The sequence below is a fragment of the Tessaracoccus yangjingae genome (assembly GCF_054483935.1).
On the sequence record NZ_CM137014.1, the window covers coordinates 95,726 to 115,176 of the forward strand.

The 19,451-nt window shown below is 66.3% G+C and carries 17 protein-coding genes; 6 read left to right on the forward strand and 11 right to left on the reverse strand.

Annotated elements, in window-relative coordinates; translation table 11 throughout:
* Window positions 1–306: 306 nt before the first annotated feature.
* The 3 genes from ACX1D3_RS00420 to ACX1D3_RS00430 all read right to left on the reverse strand — a co-directional run bounded on the left by ACX1D3_RS00420 (window position 307) and on the right by ACX1D3_RS00430 (window position 4,020).
* Window positions 307–2,028, reverse strand: coding sequence for an RNA/DNA-binding domain-containing protein (locus ACX1D3_RS00420; protein WP_458995009.1), 1,722 nt, complete (start codon window positions 2,026–2,028; stop codon window positions 307–309).
* 111 nt (window positions 2,029–2,139) lie between these two features.
* A complete protein-coding gene (locus ACX1D3_RS00425) occupies window positions 2,140–2,763 on the reverse strand; it encodes a hypothetical protein (protein ID WP_458995010.1) in 624 nt (207 codons plus the stop codon).
* 576 nt (window positions 2,764–3,339) lie between these two features.
* Window positions 3,340–4,020, reverse strand: a complete 681-nt coding sequence (locus tag ACX1D3_RS00430; RefSeq protein WP_458995011.1) for a metalloregulator ArsR/SmtB family transcription factor — start codon at window positions 4,018–4,020, stop codon at window positions 3,340–3,342.
* A 101-nt stretch (window positions 4,021–4,121) separates the two neighbouring features.
* Here ACX1D3_RS00430 and ACX1D3_RS00435 point away from each other — a divergent pair, with 101 nt between their 5' ends.
* The 3 genes from ACX1D3_RS00435 to ACX1D3_RS00445 all read left to right on the forward strand — a co-directional run bounded on the left by ACX1D3_RS00435 (window position 4,122) and on the right by ACX1D3_RS00445 (window position 6,293).
* Complete coding sequence (locus tag ACX1D3_RS00435) at window positions 4,122–4,646, forward strand: OsmC family protein (RefSeq protein WP_458995012.1); 525 nt, start codon at window positions 4,122–4,124, stop codon at window positions 4,644–4,646.
* A 24-nt stretch (window positions 4,647–4,670) separates the two neighbouring features.
* Window positions 4,671–5,021, forward strand: a complete 351-nt coding sequence (locus ACX1D3_RS00440; RefSeq protein WP_458995013.1) for a DsrE/DsrF/TusD sulfur relay family protein — start codon at window positions 4,671–4,673, stop codon at window positions 5,019–5,021.
* A gap of 96 nt (window positions 5,022–5,117) precedes the next feature.
* Window positions 5,118–6,293 carry a cysteine desulfurase family protein gene (locus ACX1D3_RS00445; protein ID WP_458995014.1) on the forward strand — a complete coding sequence of 392 codons (1,176 nt, stop codon included), beginning with the start codon at window positions 5,118–5,120 and terminating at the stop codon, window positions 6,291–6,293.
* A 950-nt stretch (window positions 6,294–7,243) separates the two neighbouring features.
* Here the strand turns inward: ACX1D3_RS00445 and ACX1D3_RS00450 are convergent.
* The 4 genes from ACX1D3_RS00450 to ACX1D3_RS00465 all read right to left on the reverse strand — a co-directional run bounded on the left by ACX1D3_RS00450 (window position 7,244) and on the right by ACX1D3_RS00465 (window position 11,826).
* The gene (locus ACX1D3_RS00450; protein ID WP_458995015.1) at window positions 7,244–8,986 is read right to left on the reverse strand and encodes an FAD-dependent oxidoreductase; all 1,743 of its coding nucleotides are present in this window, start codon (window positions 8,984–8,986) and stop codon (window positions 7,244–7,246) included.
* Window positions 8,987–9,042: 56 nt separating this feature from the next.
* On the reverse strand, window positions 9,043–10,059 hold the full coding sequence (locus ACX1D3_RS00455) for a metalloregulator ArsR/SmtB family transcription factor (RefSeq protein ID WP_458995016.1): 1,017 nt from the start codon (window positions 10,057–10,059) through the stop codon (window positions 9,043–9,045).
* 86 nt (window positions 10,060–10,145) lie between these two features.
* The gene (gene chrA / locus ACX1D3_RS00460; RefSeq protein WP_458995017.1) at window positions 10,146–11,303 is read right to left on the reverse strand and encodes a chromate efflux transporter; all 1,158 of its coding nucleotides are present in this window, start codon (window positions 11,301–11,303) and stop codon (window positions 10,146–10,148) included.
* 145 nt (window positions 11,304–11,448) lie between these two features.
* Window positions 11,449–11,826 (reverse strand): carboxymuconolactone decarboxylase family protein, encoded by a 378-nt coding sequence (locus tag ACX1D3_RS00465; RefSeq protein WP_458995018.1) that lies wholly within the window; start codon window positions 11,824–11,826, stop codon window positions 11,449–11,451.
* Window positions 11,827–11,983: 157 nt separating this feature from the next.
* Here ACX1D3_RS00465 and ACX1D3_RS00470 point away from each other — a divergent pair, with 157 nt between their 5' ends.
* A complete protein-coding gene (locus ACX1D3_RS00470) occupies window positions 11,984–12,901 on the forward strand; it encodes a cation diffusion facilitator family transporter (RefSeq protein ID WP_458995019.1) in 918 nt (305 codons plus the stop codon).
* Window positions 12,902–12,945: 44 nt separating this feature from the next.
* Here the strand turns inward: ACX1D3_RS00470 and ACX1D3_RS00475 are convergent, their stop codons facing one another.
* From ACX1D3_RS00475 to ACX1D3_RS00490, 4 genes are all read right to left on the reverse strand, one after another.
* On the reverse strand, window positions 12,946–16,176 hold the full coding sequence (locus tag ACX1D3_RS00475; RefSeq protein WP_458995020.1) for a molybdopterin-dependent oxidoreductase: 3,231 nt from the start codon (window positions 16,174–16,176) through the stop codon (window positions 12,946–12,948).
* Window positions 16,173–17,282, reverse strand: coding sequence for an NrfD/PsrC family molybdoenzyme membrane anchor subunit (gene nrfD, locus ACX1D3_RS00480; RefSeq protein WP_458995021.1), 1,110 nt, complete (start codon window positions 17,280–17,282; stop codon window positions 16,173–16,175). The genes ACX1D3_RS00475 and nrfD overlap by 4 nt, the downstream gene beginning before the upstream one ends.
* 112 nt (window positions 17,283–17,394) lie before the next feature.
* Window positions 17,395–18,366 (reverse strand): 4Fe-4S dicluster domain-containing protein, encoded by a 972-nt coding sequence (locus tag ACX1D3_RS00485; protein WP_458995022.1) that lies wholly within the window; start codon window positions 18,364–18,366, stop codon window positions 17,395–17,397.
* 107 nt (window positions 18,367–18,473) lie between these two features.
* Window positions 18,474–18,728 (reverse strand): DUF6457 domain-containing protein, encoded by a 255-nt coding sequence (locus ACX1D3_RS00490; protein WP_458995023.1) that lies wholly within the window; start codon window positions 18,726–18,728, stop codon window positions 18,474–18,476.
* A gap of 195 nt (window positions 18,729–18,923) precedes the next feature.
* Here ACX1D3_RS00490 and ACX1D3_RS00495 point away from each other — a divergent pair, with 195 nt between their 5' ends.
* Window positions 18,924–19,094: a hypothetical protein gene (locus ACX1D3_RS00495; RefSeq protein WP_458995024.1), complete on the forward strand. Its 171-nt coding sequence runs from the start codon at window positions 18,924–18,926 to the stop codon at window positions 19,092–19,094.
* Window positions 19,094–19,405, forward strand: a complete 312-nt coding sequence (locus ACX1D3_RS00500; protein WP_458995025.1) for a hypothetical protein — start codon at window positions 19,094–19,096, stop codon at window positions 19,403–19,405. Before ACX1D3_RS00495 ends, ACX1D3_RS00500 begins: the two co-directional genes overlap by 1 nt.
* The last annotated feature ends 46 nt before the right edge of the window (window positions 19,406–19,451 follow it).

Below are 19,451 nucleotides of genomic sequence, written 5' to 3' on the forward strand. Positions count from 1 at the left end.
CCAGCGGCAAGTCACAACATTGGGACATAGGAAAGGCGAGAGGTTTTCGCCTCCCGCCCTTTTCCTGTATAACCCCTAGTCAGAGGCACTTTTTGTGCGCGAGAGAGGAGTTGAAGCTCTCTTCTATCAGCCGATAATGGCTCTCTGGCAAGGCCTTATGGCGGTGAAATGCCATGTGGTCTCCTTGTCGTGGGGAATGCGTGGGGATTGGGGAGAGCACCGCCGAGGCGCAGGGAACGCTGGGTCGCACCGACCTGAGCGTAGCTCCGGTGCACCGGCCTTCGGCCAAGGAACACACCAGTGAGCTCACGACGGCTCTCCGATGAAGCGGTAGTAGAAGCCTGTGCCGCGCCGGGAGGCACGTGAGGGCGCGAGGACGCCGTCTTCTTCCAACCGTTTGAGGACCGTGCCGACATTGCTCGCGTAGGCACCGACGAGGCTCGCCAACTCGGTGGAACTGATCCGTCCGCGGGCCTTGGCGTAGGAGGCCGCGACTCGCTCGCGGCTCGGCCACATGCGGGTCCGGTTCACCTGGCCGTCGAGGCGACGCAGCAGATCGGCACCAGCGTGACTGAGCCGCCACACCGGGTCCGTGCCGTCAGGGCTTCCGATGATCGTCTCAACGATCGGCGCACCCACGATCGAGGCCCTGGACAGCTTGGCGAGCGCACCTGATGCCGCCGAGACGGTGTCCTGGATCGTGGTCGCTGCCCGCAGCGGATCGATCCAGCCAGTCGCCACCAACTGCCGGAGGATCAGCAGGGAGTTCAGGTCGTCGGCCTCGTTGGCCGGGTCGATGGAGTGAAGCCACTGGATCCAGCCGACGTCCAGATCGTCGCCGATGAGTTCGGCCCGGACGTAGGGGCCCGGGACCTCCTCGATCACTGGCGCGGGATGCCCGACGCTGACCATGTCGGCGACCATACGATCCACACCGATCCCCTCGCGTTCGGCGACCCGCAGTGCCGCGAGCAGTTCGGCGAGGGCCCGGTTCCGGGAGCGCGACGGGTGGGTAATGATGTTGTCCGTTGTGACGCCTCCGATGAATCCGCCGGGGCTGGTCACTCGCAGGAGCCGGCCCACGTGCTCCACCAGAGTCGGCTCCGAGACGCCCCACTCACGGTGCGCGACACCGTTGACGATCGCTTCACGCGCGGCGCGCCGAGGGATCTCACGCTGCTGCCCGATCACCAGGCCGTGCTGGACGTGGATCGTGGGCGTGTTGGCATCGACGGCCTGGAAGACCTCGACCAACTCCTCGATCAGGGACCGAGCCGGCCTGCGGAGTCGGCTCAGCGAATCACCTCCCGCCTGAGCACGTCGCACATAGTCGAGGCCGGGATCTCCGCGCCCCACGAAGGCAATCACACCCGCATTGGTCAGCCGACCTCCCGGGGACACCACATTGAGCCGCCTCAACAAGCTCCTGTCGGTGTCGGCAGCCAACTCCTCCGAATGATCCTCCCCCGAGGCGCGCAGCAACTCGCGCGCCAACTCCAGAGCCACCGGACGGGCCGCCTCGACAGGGACGCTGGATTCCTCGCTCGACCAGTCGAAGTTGAGGTCGGCCATACGACGCGCATGCCAGGTGTGGGCGTCAATCTCGACGCAATTGGTGCCCACCCGCCAACGGATCTTCCCGTTGACACGGATGGGCTCGAGCGCTTGCGGGGCACGCAGCACCAGAAGCCGCCGACCCGATACCTCATGGGTCGCGACGTCCACCGTCAAGGCCTTGCCCGACAACTCCCACATGCGGTGCCGCAACCACTCGGCCTCCAGGTCGGTGCCGATCAACTGGCCGTCGTCAGACACCCCGACGATCAGCGCGCCACCACCGGGCGTGTTGGCCATGCAGGCTGCTGCCGCCGCGAGCTCCTGCGCGGCCTCCTGGTTGCGGGGACTACTGGGCCCGATGCCGCCCTGGCGATCACGGCGTCCATGCTCTTCCTTGAGGTCCACATACTGCCGCTCCACCGCGTCATTGACGACCTTCCCGTCTGCCAGGGCCGCAAGGATGATCTGCACTTCAGTCTGGATCGGATCAGCGCCGAAAAGTATGGGCATCGCCTCCCACCCCTCCTGATCATAATTTTGGACGCCTCAAACTTATGACCCATTCGGCGCAAGTGCAAGTCCTCATAAGCCAGAGATGCCTGTGTGGTGGTAGACGGCCTGGGCGCCGACCAGGATGAGGCTCGGGAGGTGGTCCGTCAGCGCCTCCAGTGCGTCGAGGAGGACTCGTCGGGCTGCGACGTACTCGGGTGAGACCTGTGCCGCGCTGGCCAACGCCCGGACACCGACCGGCACTTCGATCTCCGACAGGGCGCGGATCACGCGGCTGGTAGCCACCCCGTTCAACCGGACCAAGGCAGCGGACTCCGGGGCACGAGGCGAGCGCTCCGCCCCCTCACCAGTCAGAAGAATCAACGGGTCGTCCGAGACCAAGCGCACCCAGCCCGTCGCGTCGACGTAACTGATCCCCGCCTGGGCCAGGGCACGGCGAGTAGCCGGCCCGAGGTAATCCGCGACGAACAGGACCGAAAGCCCCGACTCCCGCTGGCGTTCACGAAGTGTCGCCACCGTAGCGGCGAGCGACCGCCCGCCCGCACGCTTCGCCTCGACGCTGTAGGTGACGCCCAACCCGGCCGGCCCCCGCAGCACCAACAGTGCGTCTCCCTCCACGCCTCCGCCGACGGTCGCGGTCGCATCCCATGTGGGGGGCAGCAGGTCCGCGATCCGACGCAAACTCTCCTCAAGCACGACCGTTTCTGCACTTCGTTCGTTTCTCATGACGCGAAACAGTCCATTACCAGAAACAAGGAGGGGCAACGCCGACCGCGCCTCCCCAGCGTCCGGGGCAATCTGGACTTCGGTGCGCCCACCGGTGGGCGCAGAGCGAAGCAGCCGTCACCGGACGCCGACCGGGACGCGTCGACGTCGGTCCCTGCCCGGTCCTCCACGTCGCTCCGCATCGTGCGGCCTCCTGTCACCCATCAATCAAGGCAGTCACCCACATAACGGACACCTGCTCCTGTCCGTGGACAGCTTCGCGCCGGACCCCCTGCCACCCTGACACGTCGTCGTCCTGGCGGGTCAACGCGCGCTTGAGAGACCTGCCTCCGCGTCCAGCAGTTTCATGGCAGCCGTGCCGCTGCGGTGACCCGCGATCATGGCGGTCACCCCGATCGACCCGTTCCAGAACCGCCGGAACCCGCCGAGGTGCACTTCATCGCCGCGCGCGTGGTGGCATATATCACCCGGCTGGCCAGCTGGGCGCTCCCCAGGGTGCCGAGCTTCCGGCACCCGGGCCCACGTGGGCCCGGGCGCGTCAGGGGTTCACGAAGGGCCCCTCAGCGAACCCGGCGACGTCGCACGCCCTGCGTCGCGCCACTGCGGATACCCGCCCTCGAGGCGGAGAGCTTGTCGGCCCGCTTCGCGAAGACGCGTGACGGCCGTGGCGGCCATGACGCAGTACGGGCCCCGGCAGTACGCGACGATGGTGGCGTCGTCGCGCAGTTCGGACAGGCGGGTGGCCAGCTCGGCCAGCGGGATGTTCAGGGCGCCGTCGACGTGGCCGGTGGCGAACTCGGTCTCGGGTCGCACATCGACCAGGATGACATCGCCGGAGCGGCTGAGCGTGTCGAGTTCGTCGAACGCGACGGGACGGGTGCCGTCGGCGTCGGCGAAGAAAGCCTCGGTCAGCGCGGTGACTTCGGCGACCCGGCTCTCGGCGAGCCCGACCAGGGTGCGGTAGGCGGTCTCGACGCCGGGGGCGGCCAGCCGGTACACCCGCGCGGTGCCCTCGACCCGCCGGCTCACGAGCCCAGCGGCGGACAGGATCTGCAGATGGCGGGAGGTGTTCGCCACGCTCGCCGAGATCTGCCCGGCCAGCGACTCCACGTTTCGTTCACCCTGGGTCAGCACGTCGATGATCTCGACGCGCTTGGCGTGCCCGAACGCCGCCCCCATGCGCGCGAAGTGCCCGAAAACCTCGTCCTTGAACTGACGTCCGTCCACCTGGGACACCTCCTCAACGATTCACGTGAATAGTAGTGCACCCGGGGCTCTCCAGTGCTACGCTCGCGGTTGTTCAAGCAGATCGTTGAATAAGGAGTCCTGTGAGACTGAACAACCTCGACCTCGACGTCCTGGGTGGCGTCATGGAACGCGGCCGAACCGACACCTCGGTGTTCCGGCTGCACAAGCGGGTGGAGGGCAGGTGGAGCTTCACCGCAGGCGAGCCGGCGTACACGGCGTCGGTGTCCCACGGTAAGGACACGACCGACCTCCACGTCGACATCGCCCCCGGCTTCGGCGGGCAAGGTCTGGCCCCCGACCCTCTGCAGTACCTGCTGGCCGGACTGGGTGCCTGCTACGCCTCGACCATGGTGACGATCGCCGCCACCGAAGGGGTCGAGCTGAACGCGGTCAGCGTGGTCGCCGAGCAGGACGTGAACGTGGCCGCCGTCTACGACTCCGGGGACGCACCGCTGATGGAGCAGATCACCGTCGCCGTGCACGTCAGTGCCGACATCGACGACGCCACCCTCGCCCGCTGGCAGGACGCGGCCCGCGCCAATTGCCCCTTCGTCTACACGATCCTCCACCCGATCCCTCTGACCACCACCGTCGAACGCGCCTGACCCCCACTCGAAAGGAACATCTCCATGAAGGCTTTGATGATCATCAACGGTTCCGCCTACGGGCTGGACTCCACCTACAACGCGATCCGCCTGGCGGCGTCCATGGCCAAACGCGACGGCGTCGACATGACCGTCTTCCTGATGGGCGACGGCGTCACCGCCGCCATGGCCGGTCAGAAGACCGCCGACGGCTACTACAAGCTGGACCGCATGCTCGGCTCGGTGACCCGCAGCGGCGGCGAGATCCTGTGTTGCGGCACCTGCATGGACGCCCGCGGCATCACCGTCGAGATGCTGATCCCCGGCGCCCGCCGCTCCACCATGGAAGAACTCACCGATCACACCCTCGCCGCCGACAAGGTCCTCGTCTTCTGACCCAGCGGTGGTGGACGCCGCGCCACGCCTGCGGCGTCTACCACCGGACCGCCTACCCTGACCATAGGCGCACACCAACCTCTTCAGGGGCACCACATGAACCCGCACCCGGGGCTGGCCGGACGGCCCGTCTACCTCGATTACAACGCCACCACTCCCATCGACCCCGACGTTGTGGACGCGATGCTTCCCTACCTGCGGGCGGAGTTCGGAAACCCGTCCAGCAGCCACCCCTACGGACGCGCCGCCCGCGCCGCCGTCGAGACCGCCCGCCGCGAGGTCAGCGACCTCATCCGCGGACACACCGGGCGGATCGTGTTCACCGGCAGTGGCTCCGAAGCCGACGCCCTCGCCATCACGGGCGAAGTGTTGGCCCGCCGGCGTCCCGGGCAACGACCCCACGTGATCACCCAAGCCACCGAACACCCCGCCGTCCTGGCCGCCTGCGCCGACCTCGCCGACCTCTACGACGCCGACGTCACCGTCCTGCCGGTCGACCGGCACGGGCTCGTCGACCCGGACGCGGTCGCGCATGCGATCACTAACGCGACCGTCCTGGTCACGGCGATGCACGCCAACAACGAAACCGGCACCCTCCAACCGATCGCCGACATCGCCCGGGTCGCCCACGCCCGCGGCGTCCTGATGCACACCGACGCCGCCCAGTCCGTCGGCAAGATCCCCGTCGACGTCGAGACCCTCGGGGTCGACCTGCTCACCGTCGTCGGGCACAAGATGTACGCACCCAAAGGTGTCGCCGCCCTCTGGGTCCGCGACGGCGTGACCCTGCGACCCCACATCGTCGGCGGCAGCCAGGAATCAGGCCTGCGCGCCGGCACCGAGAACGTCCCCCACATCGTCGCCCTCGGTCACGCCGCCCACCTCGCCGCGCGTGCTCTCGACGCAGGCGAAACCGAACGGCTCACCAGCTTGCGCGACGAACTGCACCGCCAGCTCGAGGAGTTGCTGCCCGGCCGGGTCCACCTCAACGGCCACCCCACGCAACGGCTCCCCAACACCCTCAACATCAGCATCGACGACACCCGCGCCCCCACCCTCCTGGACGAGCTCACCGCCGTCGCCGCCTCCGCCGGGTCCGCCTGCCACGCCGGACACGACTCGCCCTCACCCGTCCTCACCGCCATGGGCCTCGACCCGGCCCGAGCCATGAGCGCCCTGCGGCTCTCGCTCGGCCGCTGGACGACCGAAGACGAGATCAACCACGCCGCGGCCCACATCGGCCTGACGCCACACCACCACACCAGCTCCTGAACCACCCCGCCCGTGACGCCCGATAGGCGCCACACCGAAGCAGCTAAAAGATTCGCCGAAGAGGCGGAACACGGGGAGCCGCGGGGTCGCAACGCTTGATCGAAGGATCACCCAGGCTGCGCGTGGGGAACACACCCCAGCGTGGGGAACGAGCCGGACTCGAGGGAGTGCGCCGGTCGCCCCAGCGACGTATTCTGCCTTGTCACCGGCACGTCACAACATCCGGACATAGGAAAGGCGAGAGGTTTTCGCCTCCCGCCTTTTCACCCTATTTGCCCTAGTCAGAGGCACTTTTTGTGCGCGAGAGAGGAGTTGAAGCTCTCTTCTGTCAGCCGATAATGGCCCCCTGACAAGGTCTTATGACCGTCGATCGACATTGCGACACCTTGCCGTGGGGAATACGTGGGGAATAGCTCTGAACCCGAGGCCCGCACGGATCTCGCGTCCATCGCTGCGCTTCAGCATAGGCGGAGGGGCGCCAAGCGTCACGGTCCCCACAAGCACGGCGTCCACCGCGACGCTGCCAGCAGATCAGCGCCGACCAGGACGAGGTTCGGGAGCCGTGACTGCAGGGCGTCCACGAGCACCCACGGGTAACGAACGTACTCGACAGCAACGGCTCCACGTCACGCCTCCCACAGTCCTTGGCGATCCAGGCGTACCACTCGACGGCGTCGTCGCAGGACGCCGCGGGCGCCAGCCACCTGGACCACAATCCTGTCCCGGTGACGAGGCGAGGCTGCTCGGGGCTCATGGAATCCTCCTGGCGGGCGAGCGGGCGACCACGACATCCGTCCTAACGGGCGATGACCCGACGCCGTGGACAGGTGCGCTGCTAAGCCACCAGGAGACTGGGGCTACGGATCGTCCCTGTCCGCCGAAATCACCAGGAGACTCTCGCTACGCATCGTCCTTGCCCAGCCCTTGAGGCCGAGAGAGTTCGACCCTGTTTAGGATCGCGGTTGACCCGCCTCGGCTTGGACGCGGCCGCGTTGGTGGGTTTGGTAGTTGCTGTTGCCGCCGGAGAGGTTGAACACCGTGGTGAATCCGTGGCGGAGCAGGATGTTCTGTCCGGCGTTCCCGGAGACTCCCTTGTTGCAGTAGGCGATGGTCGGTGTCTGCGGGTCGAGTTCGTCGATACGGCCGCGGATCTCAGCCAGGGGGATGTTGATCGCGCCGGGGACGTGACTCTTGGCGTAATCGCGGCCGGAGCGGACGTCGATGATCTGCAGGGTTTCGCCCGCGGCTCGTCGGGCGTCCAGTTCGTTGGGGGTGATCAGTGGCGCCTCGCCGGTGAGGGCGTTGGCAAGGGCCATGCCGGTGTAGTGGATGGGGTCCTTGGTGGTCGCGAAGGGTGGGGAGTAGGCGAGGTCGAGGTGGAACAGGTCCTCGGCGTTCGCGCCGAGGCTGATCGCGGTCGCGAGGACGTCGATGCGTTTGTCCACTCCCTGCGGTCCGATGGCCTGGGCGCCGAGGAGTCGTCCGGTGGCGCGGTCGGCGATGGCCTTGATGGTCAGTTCGCGTCCGCCGATGTAGGTGGCGTGGGCGGGCTTGATGTTGTGGATCACTTCGACGTCGAATCCCTGGGCCCTGGCCTCGGTCTCGCTGAGCCCGGTGTGCCCGACGGCCAACTCGAAGACCCGCACGATCCCCGTGCCGAGGATGCCCCGGTGGGTGAGATTGCCGCCGGTGATCGCGTCGCCGGCGATGCGGCCCATCTTGTTCGCGGTGGACCCGAGCGGACGCCACAGCGGTGCCCCGGTGATCAGGGAGTAGCTCTCGGCGGCGTCGCCGACGGCGTAGACGCCATCCACTGTGGTGCGCATCGTGCGGTCAACCTTGATGGCGCCGGTGGGGCCGAGTTCGGCACCCACGTGGAGCGCGAGAGTGGTGTCGGGGCGGACGCCGACGGACAGGATGACGAGATCCGCGGGGAGGACCTCTCCAGTGTCCAGCCGCACACCGGTGACGGTGTCGTCGCTGACTTCGATGGCGGTCACGCTGCGGCCGAGATGAACCGAGACGCCCCGGCGGACGAGTTCCTCCTCGACCCGGAAGGCCATATCAGGGTCGAGGGCCGGCATCACCTGGGGCAGCCGCTCCACGATGGTCACCTTTAGGCCCGACTCGGTGAGCTGTTCGGCCATTTCCAGCCCGATGAAGCCGGAACCCACCACGACGGCCGTCTTCGGCTCGCGCGTCAGGATCCAGGCCCGGATGGCTTCGGCGTTCTGCACATTCCGGACGGTGAACACACCGGGGGCGTCGGTGCCCGGCATGGGCGGAACAATGCTGCGGGCGCCGGTCGCCAGGACGAGGGTGTTGTAGTTATCGGTGAACTCTCGCCCGGTGGTCAGGTCGACGACCTGGATGGTCCGGGAGGGATGGTCGACTGAGATCACCTCATGGCTTGTCCGGATGTCCATGGCATACCGCTTGGCGAACCAGGCGGGGTCGCGGGGGTGGAGTTCATCGGCGTCGGCCACGTGCCCTCCGACGAAGTAGGGGATCCCGCATCCGGAGTAGGAGATGTCGCGGTCGCGGTCGTACACGACGATCTCGAGAGATTCGTCGTTGCGGCGAGCCTTGGCGCCCACCGAGGTGCCGGCAGCGACGGCGCCGACGATGATCAGCCGACGCGGCGGCCCGCCGTGGTCGGAAGCTTGCGGGGAGGCGTGGACGGTGTCGGACATGTGAAACCTCCATGTGTCGGGGGAGCTGGCAGTGCTGGGCGCGGACGGAGACTGCGTCAGCGGTCGAGGTTGATGGGTTCGATTCCCAGCTCGCTGAGGAGCTGGCGGACTTTGGTTTCGATACGGTCGGCGATGCCGGTCACGATGTCGTGGGGCTGGTCTGCCGGGTCGGGCAGGTCCCAGTCGAGGTAACGCCGGCCGGGGTAGATGGGGCAGGCGTCGCCACAGCCCATGGTGATCACCACGTCCGCGGCCCGGATGAAGTCGTCGGTGATCGGCTTGGGGAACTCCGCGGCGAGGTCCAGGCCGCGTTGGGTCATCACCTCGACGACGGTGGGGTTCACCTGTCCGGCGGGCAGGGAGCCTGCCGATCGGACGTGGACGCGGCCACCGCCGAGACTCCGGGTCATTGCCGCGGCCATCTGGGATCGTCCGGAGTTCTGAGTACACACGAAGAGCATCTCGGGTACCGGCTTGGCGATCTTCCCGGTGGCCTGAGCCAGCGCGGCCAACCGCTCTCCCGCAAAACGCAGCGCCAGAACCGGAAGATGGGTCTTGACCCGGGCGGTGCGGTAGAGGCTTTGGTAGGACTCGTGAACGTAGCGGTCGACAGTTTCGGTGCTGAAGCTCCCGGCGTAACGGAACGCCAGCTCCTCGATCCCCCGAGCCAGGGCGCGCTCGGCGTTGTCCCAGGCCAATCCCGGAAGAGCCTTCCCCTCCGCACGGGGAGCCGATTGGGGGTGGTGAATCGGTGTCGGCAGCGTGGTCGGTGTGGTGATGAGGGCCGCCGCCCCGGCGAGCGTGGCCAGGTTGGCCCGGTAGAGCACACCGGTGCCTTCCCGTGTCCGGACCAGCAGCCCGGCGTCGAACAGCACATTCAGATGATGCGTGATGGTCGGTTGGGAGAGGTCGAACTCGGCCACGAGATCTCCCACCCTGGACTGCCCCTCCGCCACGATCAATGACACCAGGCGCAGCCTCACCGGGTCGGCGAGGGCCTTCAACACCTTGACCGCGGCCGTGGCTTGCGCCACCGTGAGCACGGGCGGCCGCTCATCGATTGACTTAGTCACACGTCAATATTGACGGATGTCGAACCAATGCGCAAGCCTCCTCGCCCGGTGGTGCGAAGGTTCCCTGTGGCGATCATGCTCCCGAATCAGTTGAGCAACAGCAGGGAGATCGTGATCGTGGCCACGATGGCCCACAGCGAGTTCTTCTTCAGCACCCCCACCCAGACGAACGTGGCGGCGAAGATCAGCCACTGGGGCCACGACACCAGCGACTTGGCGGCGAACTGAAAGGTGACAGACAGGATGAGGCCGATGAAGCCGGCTTGGAGGCCTCTGATGACAGCCCTGGTGGCGGAGTGGTTCTGGACCCGGGCGTGCAGGTCGGAGAGCAGGATGATGGTGGTCACCGAGGGGATGAACACGGCGACGGTGGCGGTGAGGGCACCGATGACGCCGGCGACGCGGTAGCCAATGAAGGTTGCCGTAATGAATACCGGCCCGGGGGTGATCTGGCCGAGGGCGATGCCGTCCAGGAACTCTTGGGTGGTCAGCCAGCCGTGCGCGTCGACGACCTGGGCATGAATCAGCGGGATGCTCCCAAAACCGCCGCCGAAGGCGGTGGCGCCGATGCCGAGGAAGGTGGCCATGAGTTCGCGGGTGTAGGGGACGGCAAGACCCGCGATCACGACAGCCGCGACGAGCGCGACCGGCACGAAAGCACGCGCGGGGAGCCGCTCGGAGACTTCGTGGGCGGGTGAGTCCAGAGCCACCGCGTTCCGCTTGCCGAAGGAGAGGAAGAGCAGCAATCCCAGGAGGGCGGCGCCGAGCACGACCCACAACACGTTGGCGTGCAGGACGTAGACGCCGGTGAACCCCGCGGCGGCGATCAGCGCTCCACGCCAGTCGTCCCGGCTGAGTTTGCCGAACACGGATCGGCCGAGCACGATCGTGGCATTCAGCAGGAGCGCGACGACCAGCGCCCCCAGCCCGGCGAACAACGACTTGACGAAGGTCAGTTGACCGTAGGCGAAGTAGGCCCACGACAGCGCGAGCATCAGCAGCGTCGGTGGGGTGATGAACCCCAGGGGGGCGATCACCCCACCCCAGATCGTCTTCAACTTGAATCCCACATAGCCCAGGACGGTCACCCCGGTCGCGCCTGGCAGTGCCTGCGCCAGGCTCAGGGCGTCCATGAAGTCCTTCTCGGTGATCCACTTCTTCTTGGTCACCAGGGTCTGTTTCATCAGGGCCAGGATCGCTGGTCCGCCGTAGCCGATGGCGCCGAGATGCGCGGTCGTCCGCACGAGCTCGCCAAGAGTGGGTGCTGCCGCGAGGGACCCGGGGGCGCCAGCGGGTGAGGACTGTTCGTTCGGGACCGGCCCTTCAACGGGTTGGTCTGCGGTGGTGGGCTTCATCGTTCTTCTGTCTGCGGCGCTGGTGACCGCGGGGTCAGGCCTGTGACTTCAGGCTGGCCAGCAGCGGCTCGGCGTTGCCGAGGACGCGGGTGGCCTCGGCGAAGCGGGCGATCTTGAAGGTCTCCAGGAGCTTGGCCGGGTCGATCTGTAGTCCGTTCGCCTTGTTGGTCATGGCCTCAACACAGGCGCGGCTGCCGGTGGCCAGGGCAACTGCAAGGTAGATCAAGGTCCGGGTCTCTTCTGTCAGCGCCCCGCTGCCGTCCTTCGGCATGGCGAAGCCACTGTCCTGGACGTGGCGGAGCAGGATTTCGGGTGCGGCCTCGCCGGCCAGCTGCGCAGCGACGGGAACGGTCCCAAGGGAGGCAGTCATGTTGGCCAGGATCTGGTCGGTGGTCGGGACGGGGGTCGTCATCGAATCTCCTTATGGTTCAAACCCTATTAGGTCAAGAATTCTTGATCCAAGGGTCACCGTACGCCCCTGCTCGAGGCCCCGCGACGTCGCCCCCTGGGCATGACCGTCCCGGCGACAGTCCGGGAGCACCGTCGGAGGGAGTGCTAGGGTTTCAATCATGTTTGATTCAAGTGACATTGAATTAACGGTTGGCGGGCCTGGGACGAGGCTCGCGATCGCATTCGGAATCACCGCCACCATCCTCATCGCCGAGGTCATCGGCGCATCGTGGACCAACAGCCTCGCCCTCCTCGTCGACGCCGGCCACATGCTCACCGACGCCTCGGGGCTCCTGATGGCACTCATCGCCGCCTCCCTGACCCTGCGCCCACCCACAGCCGAGCGGACCTGGGGCTACCGTCGCGCGGAGGTGCTGGCCGCCGGCGCCCAATCCGCTATCCTCCTCGCGGTCGGCATCTACGCCCTCACCGAGGGCTTCCGCCGACTCTTCGACCCAGCGGAGGTCTCCGCAGGCGGGCTGCTGGTCTTCGGGATCGTCGGGCTCGCGGGCAACATCATCGCCATGGCTGTCCTGAGCGCCGGCCGCTCCGCGAACCTCAACATGCGCGCCGCGTTCCTCGAGGTGGTCAACGACGCCCTCGGATCCGTCGCCGTCATCATCAGCGCGATCATCATCTCGCTCACGGGCTGGACCCGGATCGACGCCATCGCCGGGATGCTGATCGCCGCGCTCATCGTCCCCCGCGCCATCACGATCCTCAGAGAGGCCGGCGGAATCCTGCTCGAATCCACTCCGCCGGGCCTCAACCTCGACGACGTCCGCATGCACATCCTGGACGTCCCTCACGTGATCGGTGTGCACGACCTCCACGCCTCCACCATCGCAACGGGGCTACCGGTCCTCACCGCCCACGTCGTCGTTGAAGAGGAGTGCTTCGTAGGAGGTCACGTCTCCGGGCAACTTCGACGCCTTCAAAACTGCGTGGCCGAACACTTCGACGTCAGCGTCGAACACTCCACCTTCCAGATCGAGCCACCCTCCCACGGCGCACTGGAGCGCAACTCTCACCGCTGAGGGCCCTGTCGCGTGAAACGGCGAGAGCCCCGGCGGCGCCAGCCTCAGGCGGGTTTGAGGGTGACGTGTGTGTCGTAGAAGCTGACGCTCCCTCCCACCGGATCGATGAGGCAGGTGTTCTTCAGGGTCGGGTCGGTCCACATCGCTGCGTTCGCGTGGAGCCCCTTGCTCCTCCGCGCCTCACCCTTGACCGTATGTCCATCGATGTTGACGTCGCTGGCGCCTGTGGCCCAGTGACCGAAGCCGAGGGCGAAGCTGATGGTCCCTGGGCGCATCCGCTGGGTGAACTCGAGCTTGCCGGACATCTTCTGTGAGCCGCCCGCTTTGAGATCCCAGACACCGTCGGGGTTGGAATCGCTGGTGACGGTCACGATCTGGCCGTCGGTGAAGCCGAGCTCGCGGGCGTCGACCGGGTTGATCAGGACCGCATTTTCCGGCTTGAGGGCGGACAGCCAGGGATCGGCGACGGTGCGCGACTTTGTCTGGGAGATGATGCGGTGAGTGATCAGAGCCAACTGCCCTGCTGTTCTCCGCTCCTCGAGCGGTGTGCCCACGTAGTCCTGCACGGGGACGTAGCGGGCGTAGCCGGCGTGATGCACGCCCGTTCCGGCGTGGATGGTCTTGGCCGTCTTCTCCTGATACAGGTTCATCATCTTGCCGTAGCGATTGGTGAGTTGATCACCTTCGTAGGTCTTGCTGTAGTCCTGGAAGCGCCCCCCTCTGTTCAGCACGTAGACCACCTTGGGCCACAACTCCTCACCGACGATCGCACGCCACCGGTCCACCGCGAACATGGTCTCGGGCAGGTGGGAGCGGGCGGCCTCGAAGAGCTCCATCTCCCGCTCATCAGCGTCCTTGACCGACTTGCCGCCTTCGGGGTCCTCCCCGAAGGCGAGGTTCCCCACCATCCGCAGGTAGAAATCGTCCGGGTGGTTGAGGTCCTCCCCCGGACCGAACGCGTCGGCTCCGAAGCCGGGGAGCTCCAGTTGCTCGGCGATGCCCATCAGCAGCGATTCGAGGCTGATCGGCATCTCGTTGCCGAACACCGTGCAGTCCTCCGGGATCGGGGCGATCACCGGCTGACGGACAGGCTGGACCTTGTGCGGGAGGCTCGGGTGCGTGCCCTGGAACTCCCAGCGCTCCAGGAAGCTGAGATCGGGGAAGATGTAGTCGGCGTACATCGACGTGGGGCCGATGACGATGTCAGAGGCGATGAACAGCGGGAGCTTCGCCGGATCTGCAAGGATCTCGATGTTGGTGTTTCCGGCCGGAAGGGCGTAGGTGGGGGCACCCATGTAGAAGATGAGCGCTTTGACCGGGTAGGGATACGCGTCACCGATGGACGGAACAATCTCCTCGTAGATGTCGCTGGACAGGGGATACCAGTTCCGCTTGGCCGGATACCCCTCGAACAGTGTGGTCTTCTCGTAGTCGACGCCGTGCCGAATCGAGCTGATGCCGAAAGCAGCCGGCTTCCCGGGGTGTGCCGCGATGTCGAACCACTTGCCCTTCTCCCCGAGGACGTCGTACGTGGAGCCGGCCGACATGCCGCCCTTGGCGTCGAAGTTGCCCAGGAGCATGTTGACCGTCATCCAGCCGAGCACGTTGTAGAAGCCGTTGGTGTGCTGCGCGACCCCCCGGTGGATGTCGACGGCGGCCTTGCGGCCGTGGCTGGTGAGTTCCGTAGCGACGGCCACGATGCCGGCGGCGGAGACTCCGCAGAGGTCGGCCCACTCCTCGATGGTCTTCTCCGAGGCGGCCTCCCTCACGATCTGAAGGCCGGACTTGACGCGGGTCCCATCAGGGAGGGTGGCGTCGACGAACAGATCGCCCACCACCGGATTGTCTGTGTCGTCCGGATCGACGGCAGTGGGCACGCCGTCAACCATCGCCACCATGAACTGCTCCTGGTACTCGGTCGTCTTTCCCTTGGCGTCGGTGAGGGTTCGCGTTTCCGCCTCACGCAGGGGCGCACCCCCGATCAGTGTCTTGCCTGCCCTCACGAGGGCGCCAGGACCGGACTCCCCCATCTCGACCAGCCACGTGCCGTTGGTCCACGACGTGACCCCCGCTGCCTGCGCGGCCGCTTTGTTTGCGCAGCGCAGGAACTCGGTGTCGATCCTGTCGTTGTCCATCATCCACCGGATGAACGCCATGGCCAGTGCGCCGTCTGTTCCCGGATGCACCGGGAGCCACTTCCAGGCCTTGCTGGCCGCGACGCTGAACCGGGGATCGGCAACCGCGATGCGGGTCTTGCCCGTGACGAGGTTCTCGGTGAGGCGCACGCTTCGGTTGGGCGGGCCGTAGTTGCCCTCGAAGATGTTGGCACCCACGAAGAGGATGAATTCGGCGCTCTCGGTGTCTGCCTGCCAGTAGAACTTCTTGCCGTCGGTGAACTTCCCACCGATGTACTGCTCGCTGATCGCCTTGCATGTGAAGTACAGCGAGCCTTGGCACACCGTGGTGTGTCCATGCGCGTTGGTGGTACCCAACGCGGACGCGGCCCGCTTGTAGAGCTCGCCCCTGCCTGCTTTCAGTCGGCCCCACGCGAACACGATCTGGTTGTTCTTGGGGCCGAGGTCGGGATGCTCGGGGTCGATCAGTGTGTCGAGATGGGCTGCGTGCGTGACCTTGAACTCGGCCACCAGCTTCTGCTTGGCCTCCTGGTCCGGCGCCTTGAGGATGGCGTCGACATCGGCTGCCATGGCCTTGCCCGCGTCCGGGTCCCTCAATGCCGCGATCGCACCCAGACCCTCGACGATCCTCCCCTCCTCGCCGGGAACATCACCGAAGAGGGTGCCGCCCTCGCAGATCTCGCGGATGGCGTCGTCGAACGGGATGCTGATCCACTTGTTCTCCCCGCGCTGGCCGGCGCGCTTGAGGACCCGACGGATCCGATAGGGATCGTAGGCGGTCTGAAGACCTGATTGCCCCTTGGGGCACAGCGCCCCGTCCACGGGCGCAGCATCGTCGACCGCCGTGTCGAAGTCGAGGTGGGGGAGCATCGTCCACGGGTTGTAGGGGTTGCCGTCGATCTGGGTCACCACCCCGTCCTGGATCTTCGCGCGGATGCCGCAGCCGGTGTTGCACTGGAGGCACGAGGAGAGGATGTGGTGGTCGGCCATTCCCAGGAGGTAGGGGGCGTCCGGCCGCGAGCTGTTGAGGATCGCGTTGCCCGACTGCTCCGCCCGGGCCTCGAGTGGCGTGAGGAGGTAGGAACCGAGCATCGCTCCGCCTGCGAGGAATCCTCGGCGGCGGAATGTGGTCTGGGTCATGATCGGGTTCCTTCCTCACGACGGTTGGTGACGCGGGCCGTGATGTACATGCCGACCCCGAAGATGCCGAGGGCGAGCGCCAGGCAGAAGAAGCAGACGAGGTACTCCATCAGCGTCGGGATGTAGATGTAGTCGAGCCGCGGATGGTGGAACGCTTCCTGGAGCCCCTGGATCTCTGCGACGGCCTGGCCGGGGATCAGGACGTTCAGCCGCCCCGAGAGCATGGTGACTGCCACCAGCGCTGCGGCGATGACCCAGTTCCGGTGCGAATTGGTCAGCAGGAGCGTGACCGGGATCGCCACACCGAACACCAGGTGCACGATCCAGAACGACCACCAGTAGGGTCCGAACAGAATCAGTTCGACGGCGGGCGAGTCTGCATGGCCGCTCCAGAAGGCCAAGCTGTACTCGGCGAACTCGAAGACCAGGTACATGGCCAGGCCCACCAGCATCCAGATCCGCAACATCTTCGTCGCCTCACGGGTCTCCTGGGAATCCAGTGAGAACCCGAAGAGTGGCTCATCCCCGAGCCAACGATGAACGATCATCAGGATTCCGGACCCAGCCACCAGCGCGGATACGAGAAGCATCGGTGGCAACAGCGCGGAGCTCCAGAAGGGCTTGGAGTCCACAACCCCGAAGAACGCGCCACTCTGGCTCGGCACCATCAGAGCGACCACCGATCCCAGGATCAGGAAGGGCTTCAACCAGCCGTTGGCCGGGCGGCGCGCCAGGAACCACACCACAGCCGCAATGGCGAGAAGGATGATGTAGGCGAACGTGTTGAACGCCATCATCGACGTGAAGCTCGGGCCGACGATGATGCGCCACGCACGGGTCATGTGCCCTAGATCGAGGCCGACGGCCAGCAGTGCGGGTCCGATCATCGACACCACCACCACCGAGGCCACCTGGAGGACTCGCGTGCTTCTGAAACCTTTGACCTGGAGCAGGTAGCCCACAGCGGAGGCCACGAAAGCGCCGGCGGCGATCCCCACCCCGTGAAAATACACGGCAATCCACAGGCCCCACGGAACGTAGGAGCCGTAACCGGCAGGCAGGTGCCCTTGGCTCACTCGCATGTACATGCCGATCAGTCCCAGCACCAGACTCACTGCGAAGGTTCCCCACGCAACGGCGCGCCAAGGAAAGAGTGCCCGCTTCGTCTCAGCAGGCGTGGTCGAATCGCGACTCACTGACTTTGTCGACATGGAATCCTCACACGATGTAGTAGACGCGGGGCTTGGTGCCCATGTGTGGCAGAAGGGTCTGGACCTGGTGGGTCCTGATCAACTCGTTGACGAGGCTGTCGGGATCGTTGCGGTCCCCGAAGTAGGTGGCCCGGCCGATACATGACGTCGCGCACTTCGGCAGCTGGCCCACTTCAAGGCGATGGAGGCAGAAGTGGCACTTGCGTGCGTTGCCCTCCGGGGACGCATGGTCCTTCCGCAGCCACTCCTTGCCATACTCGTGGCTGGGCTGCTCCATCCAAGGCGCCTGCGATCCGAAGACGACCTCCTCCGTCTCCTCCGCGCCCACTGCGACGTCGGCGATGTACGACTCGCCGAAGTCACTGGTCCGCGCGCCGTAGGGGCACGCGGTGAGGCAGTAACGGCATCCAATGCATTTGTCGTAGTCGATAGCGACAATCCCGTCGGGCCGCTTCCACGTGGCGCTGACTGGACACACGCCGACGCATGGGGGTTCATCACACTGCATGCAGGGACGCGGCGTGAACCGCACCTGGACGTTGGGGAATTCGCCGAACTCCTCCTCGATCACCGGTCGATAGACGACCCCCGGCGGGAGGTTGTTCTCGGCGACGCAGGCGATGGTGCAGGCCGAGCACCCCACACACTTGCGGGTGTCGATCACCATGATCCAGCTGCGCTCCTCGACCGGCTTCTTCATCGCAGTCACAAGCTCGCGCTGCATTCGGAGGAGAACGTCTTCGTTGACCGAGGGCTCAATGTTGTTGAGCACCGTCAGTTGCCTCACCGTTCCGGGCCCGGTGGGGTCACCCGTGGCGGTGGCGGTTCGCGCCCCACCCAGGACGACGCCCGCGACCGCAGCCGAACCGGCGATGAGGGCCCCACCGCGCAACGCGTCACGTCGGGTGATGTCGCCGATCAGCACCGGGCTGTCGCCGTGTGCCTTCTCGGGGCGCTGGTCGCTTGCGGACTGGTCCATCGGGCCACCTCCTGCCGGGCACGGCCACGATGCCGAGCACGAAACGAGTCTGCCACAGATCAACTACGGATTGTAGGAGGGGGGGTATACCGAGCCGAGCCTGGGAACTACTCGTGACTTGGCAGTGAATCCACGACCCTGCCTACCAGACGCTCCGCCTCGCCGGCTCCCGCCTGCGCGACAGCGAGACCGAGGATGTAGGCCGCCACCGGCGCCATGGGTCTGGTGAAGCGGTGAGCCACCTCACGAGTCAAGGAGAGGACGATCTCGGTGTCGACAAGCGACGGGTCAACCCCTACCGCCCTGCAGGCTTCCTCAACCCAGGGCTGCCACTGCTCGGACGCATCATCGGAACCGGTCATCAACTTCTCCCTCGTACAGATCCTTCCCCACATTATCCCCGGCATCCCGCGACTCCGGACGACGTGGAGGACACCTGCTCACCCATGTTTGTCTCAATTGACTTCATCCATGCTCGCTTGAAGGGCGGTCAGCTGGTTCAGCCGAGTGGCCAGCCCATACTCACGGGCGCTCGCCCCGGAGGAGACAATGTATGCATGACCGAAGCGCCGACTTCATATCGCATCGAGGGACAAAGCCGCGCCGGCGGTACCGCCCACGTCGCCGTCGGCACCCAGCAGATCTCATTGGACACAGGCTGGGGAAGCGAACCGACCGGGATCCCGGGCCGGCTGAACTCCTCGCAAGCGCATTCGCTGCGTGCCTGATGAAGAACATCGAACGATCCAGCCAGCTGCTGGGGTTTGCCTACTCGACGGCCGACGTGACGGTGACCGCGCGACGACACGATGCCCCACCCCTGTTCGTGGCGATCGCCTATCGGGTGGTCATCGTCACCGACGAACCGAAGCGGCGGGTGGACCTCCTCCACCGCAACCTCCGGCGCTACGGGACGGTGTACAACACACTCGCCGCCGTGTGCGACATCGATGGCGAGGTGGTCGCGAGGGCGCAGCCGTCCGACACCCTCGACGCCCTGTCCGCGACCGCGGATGGAAACGATCCAGCCTCCAATTGAGGCCGGATCGTCCCGGGGCTGCGCAGGTCGCTGAGGATGCAGGGGC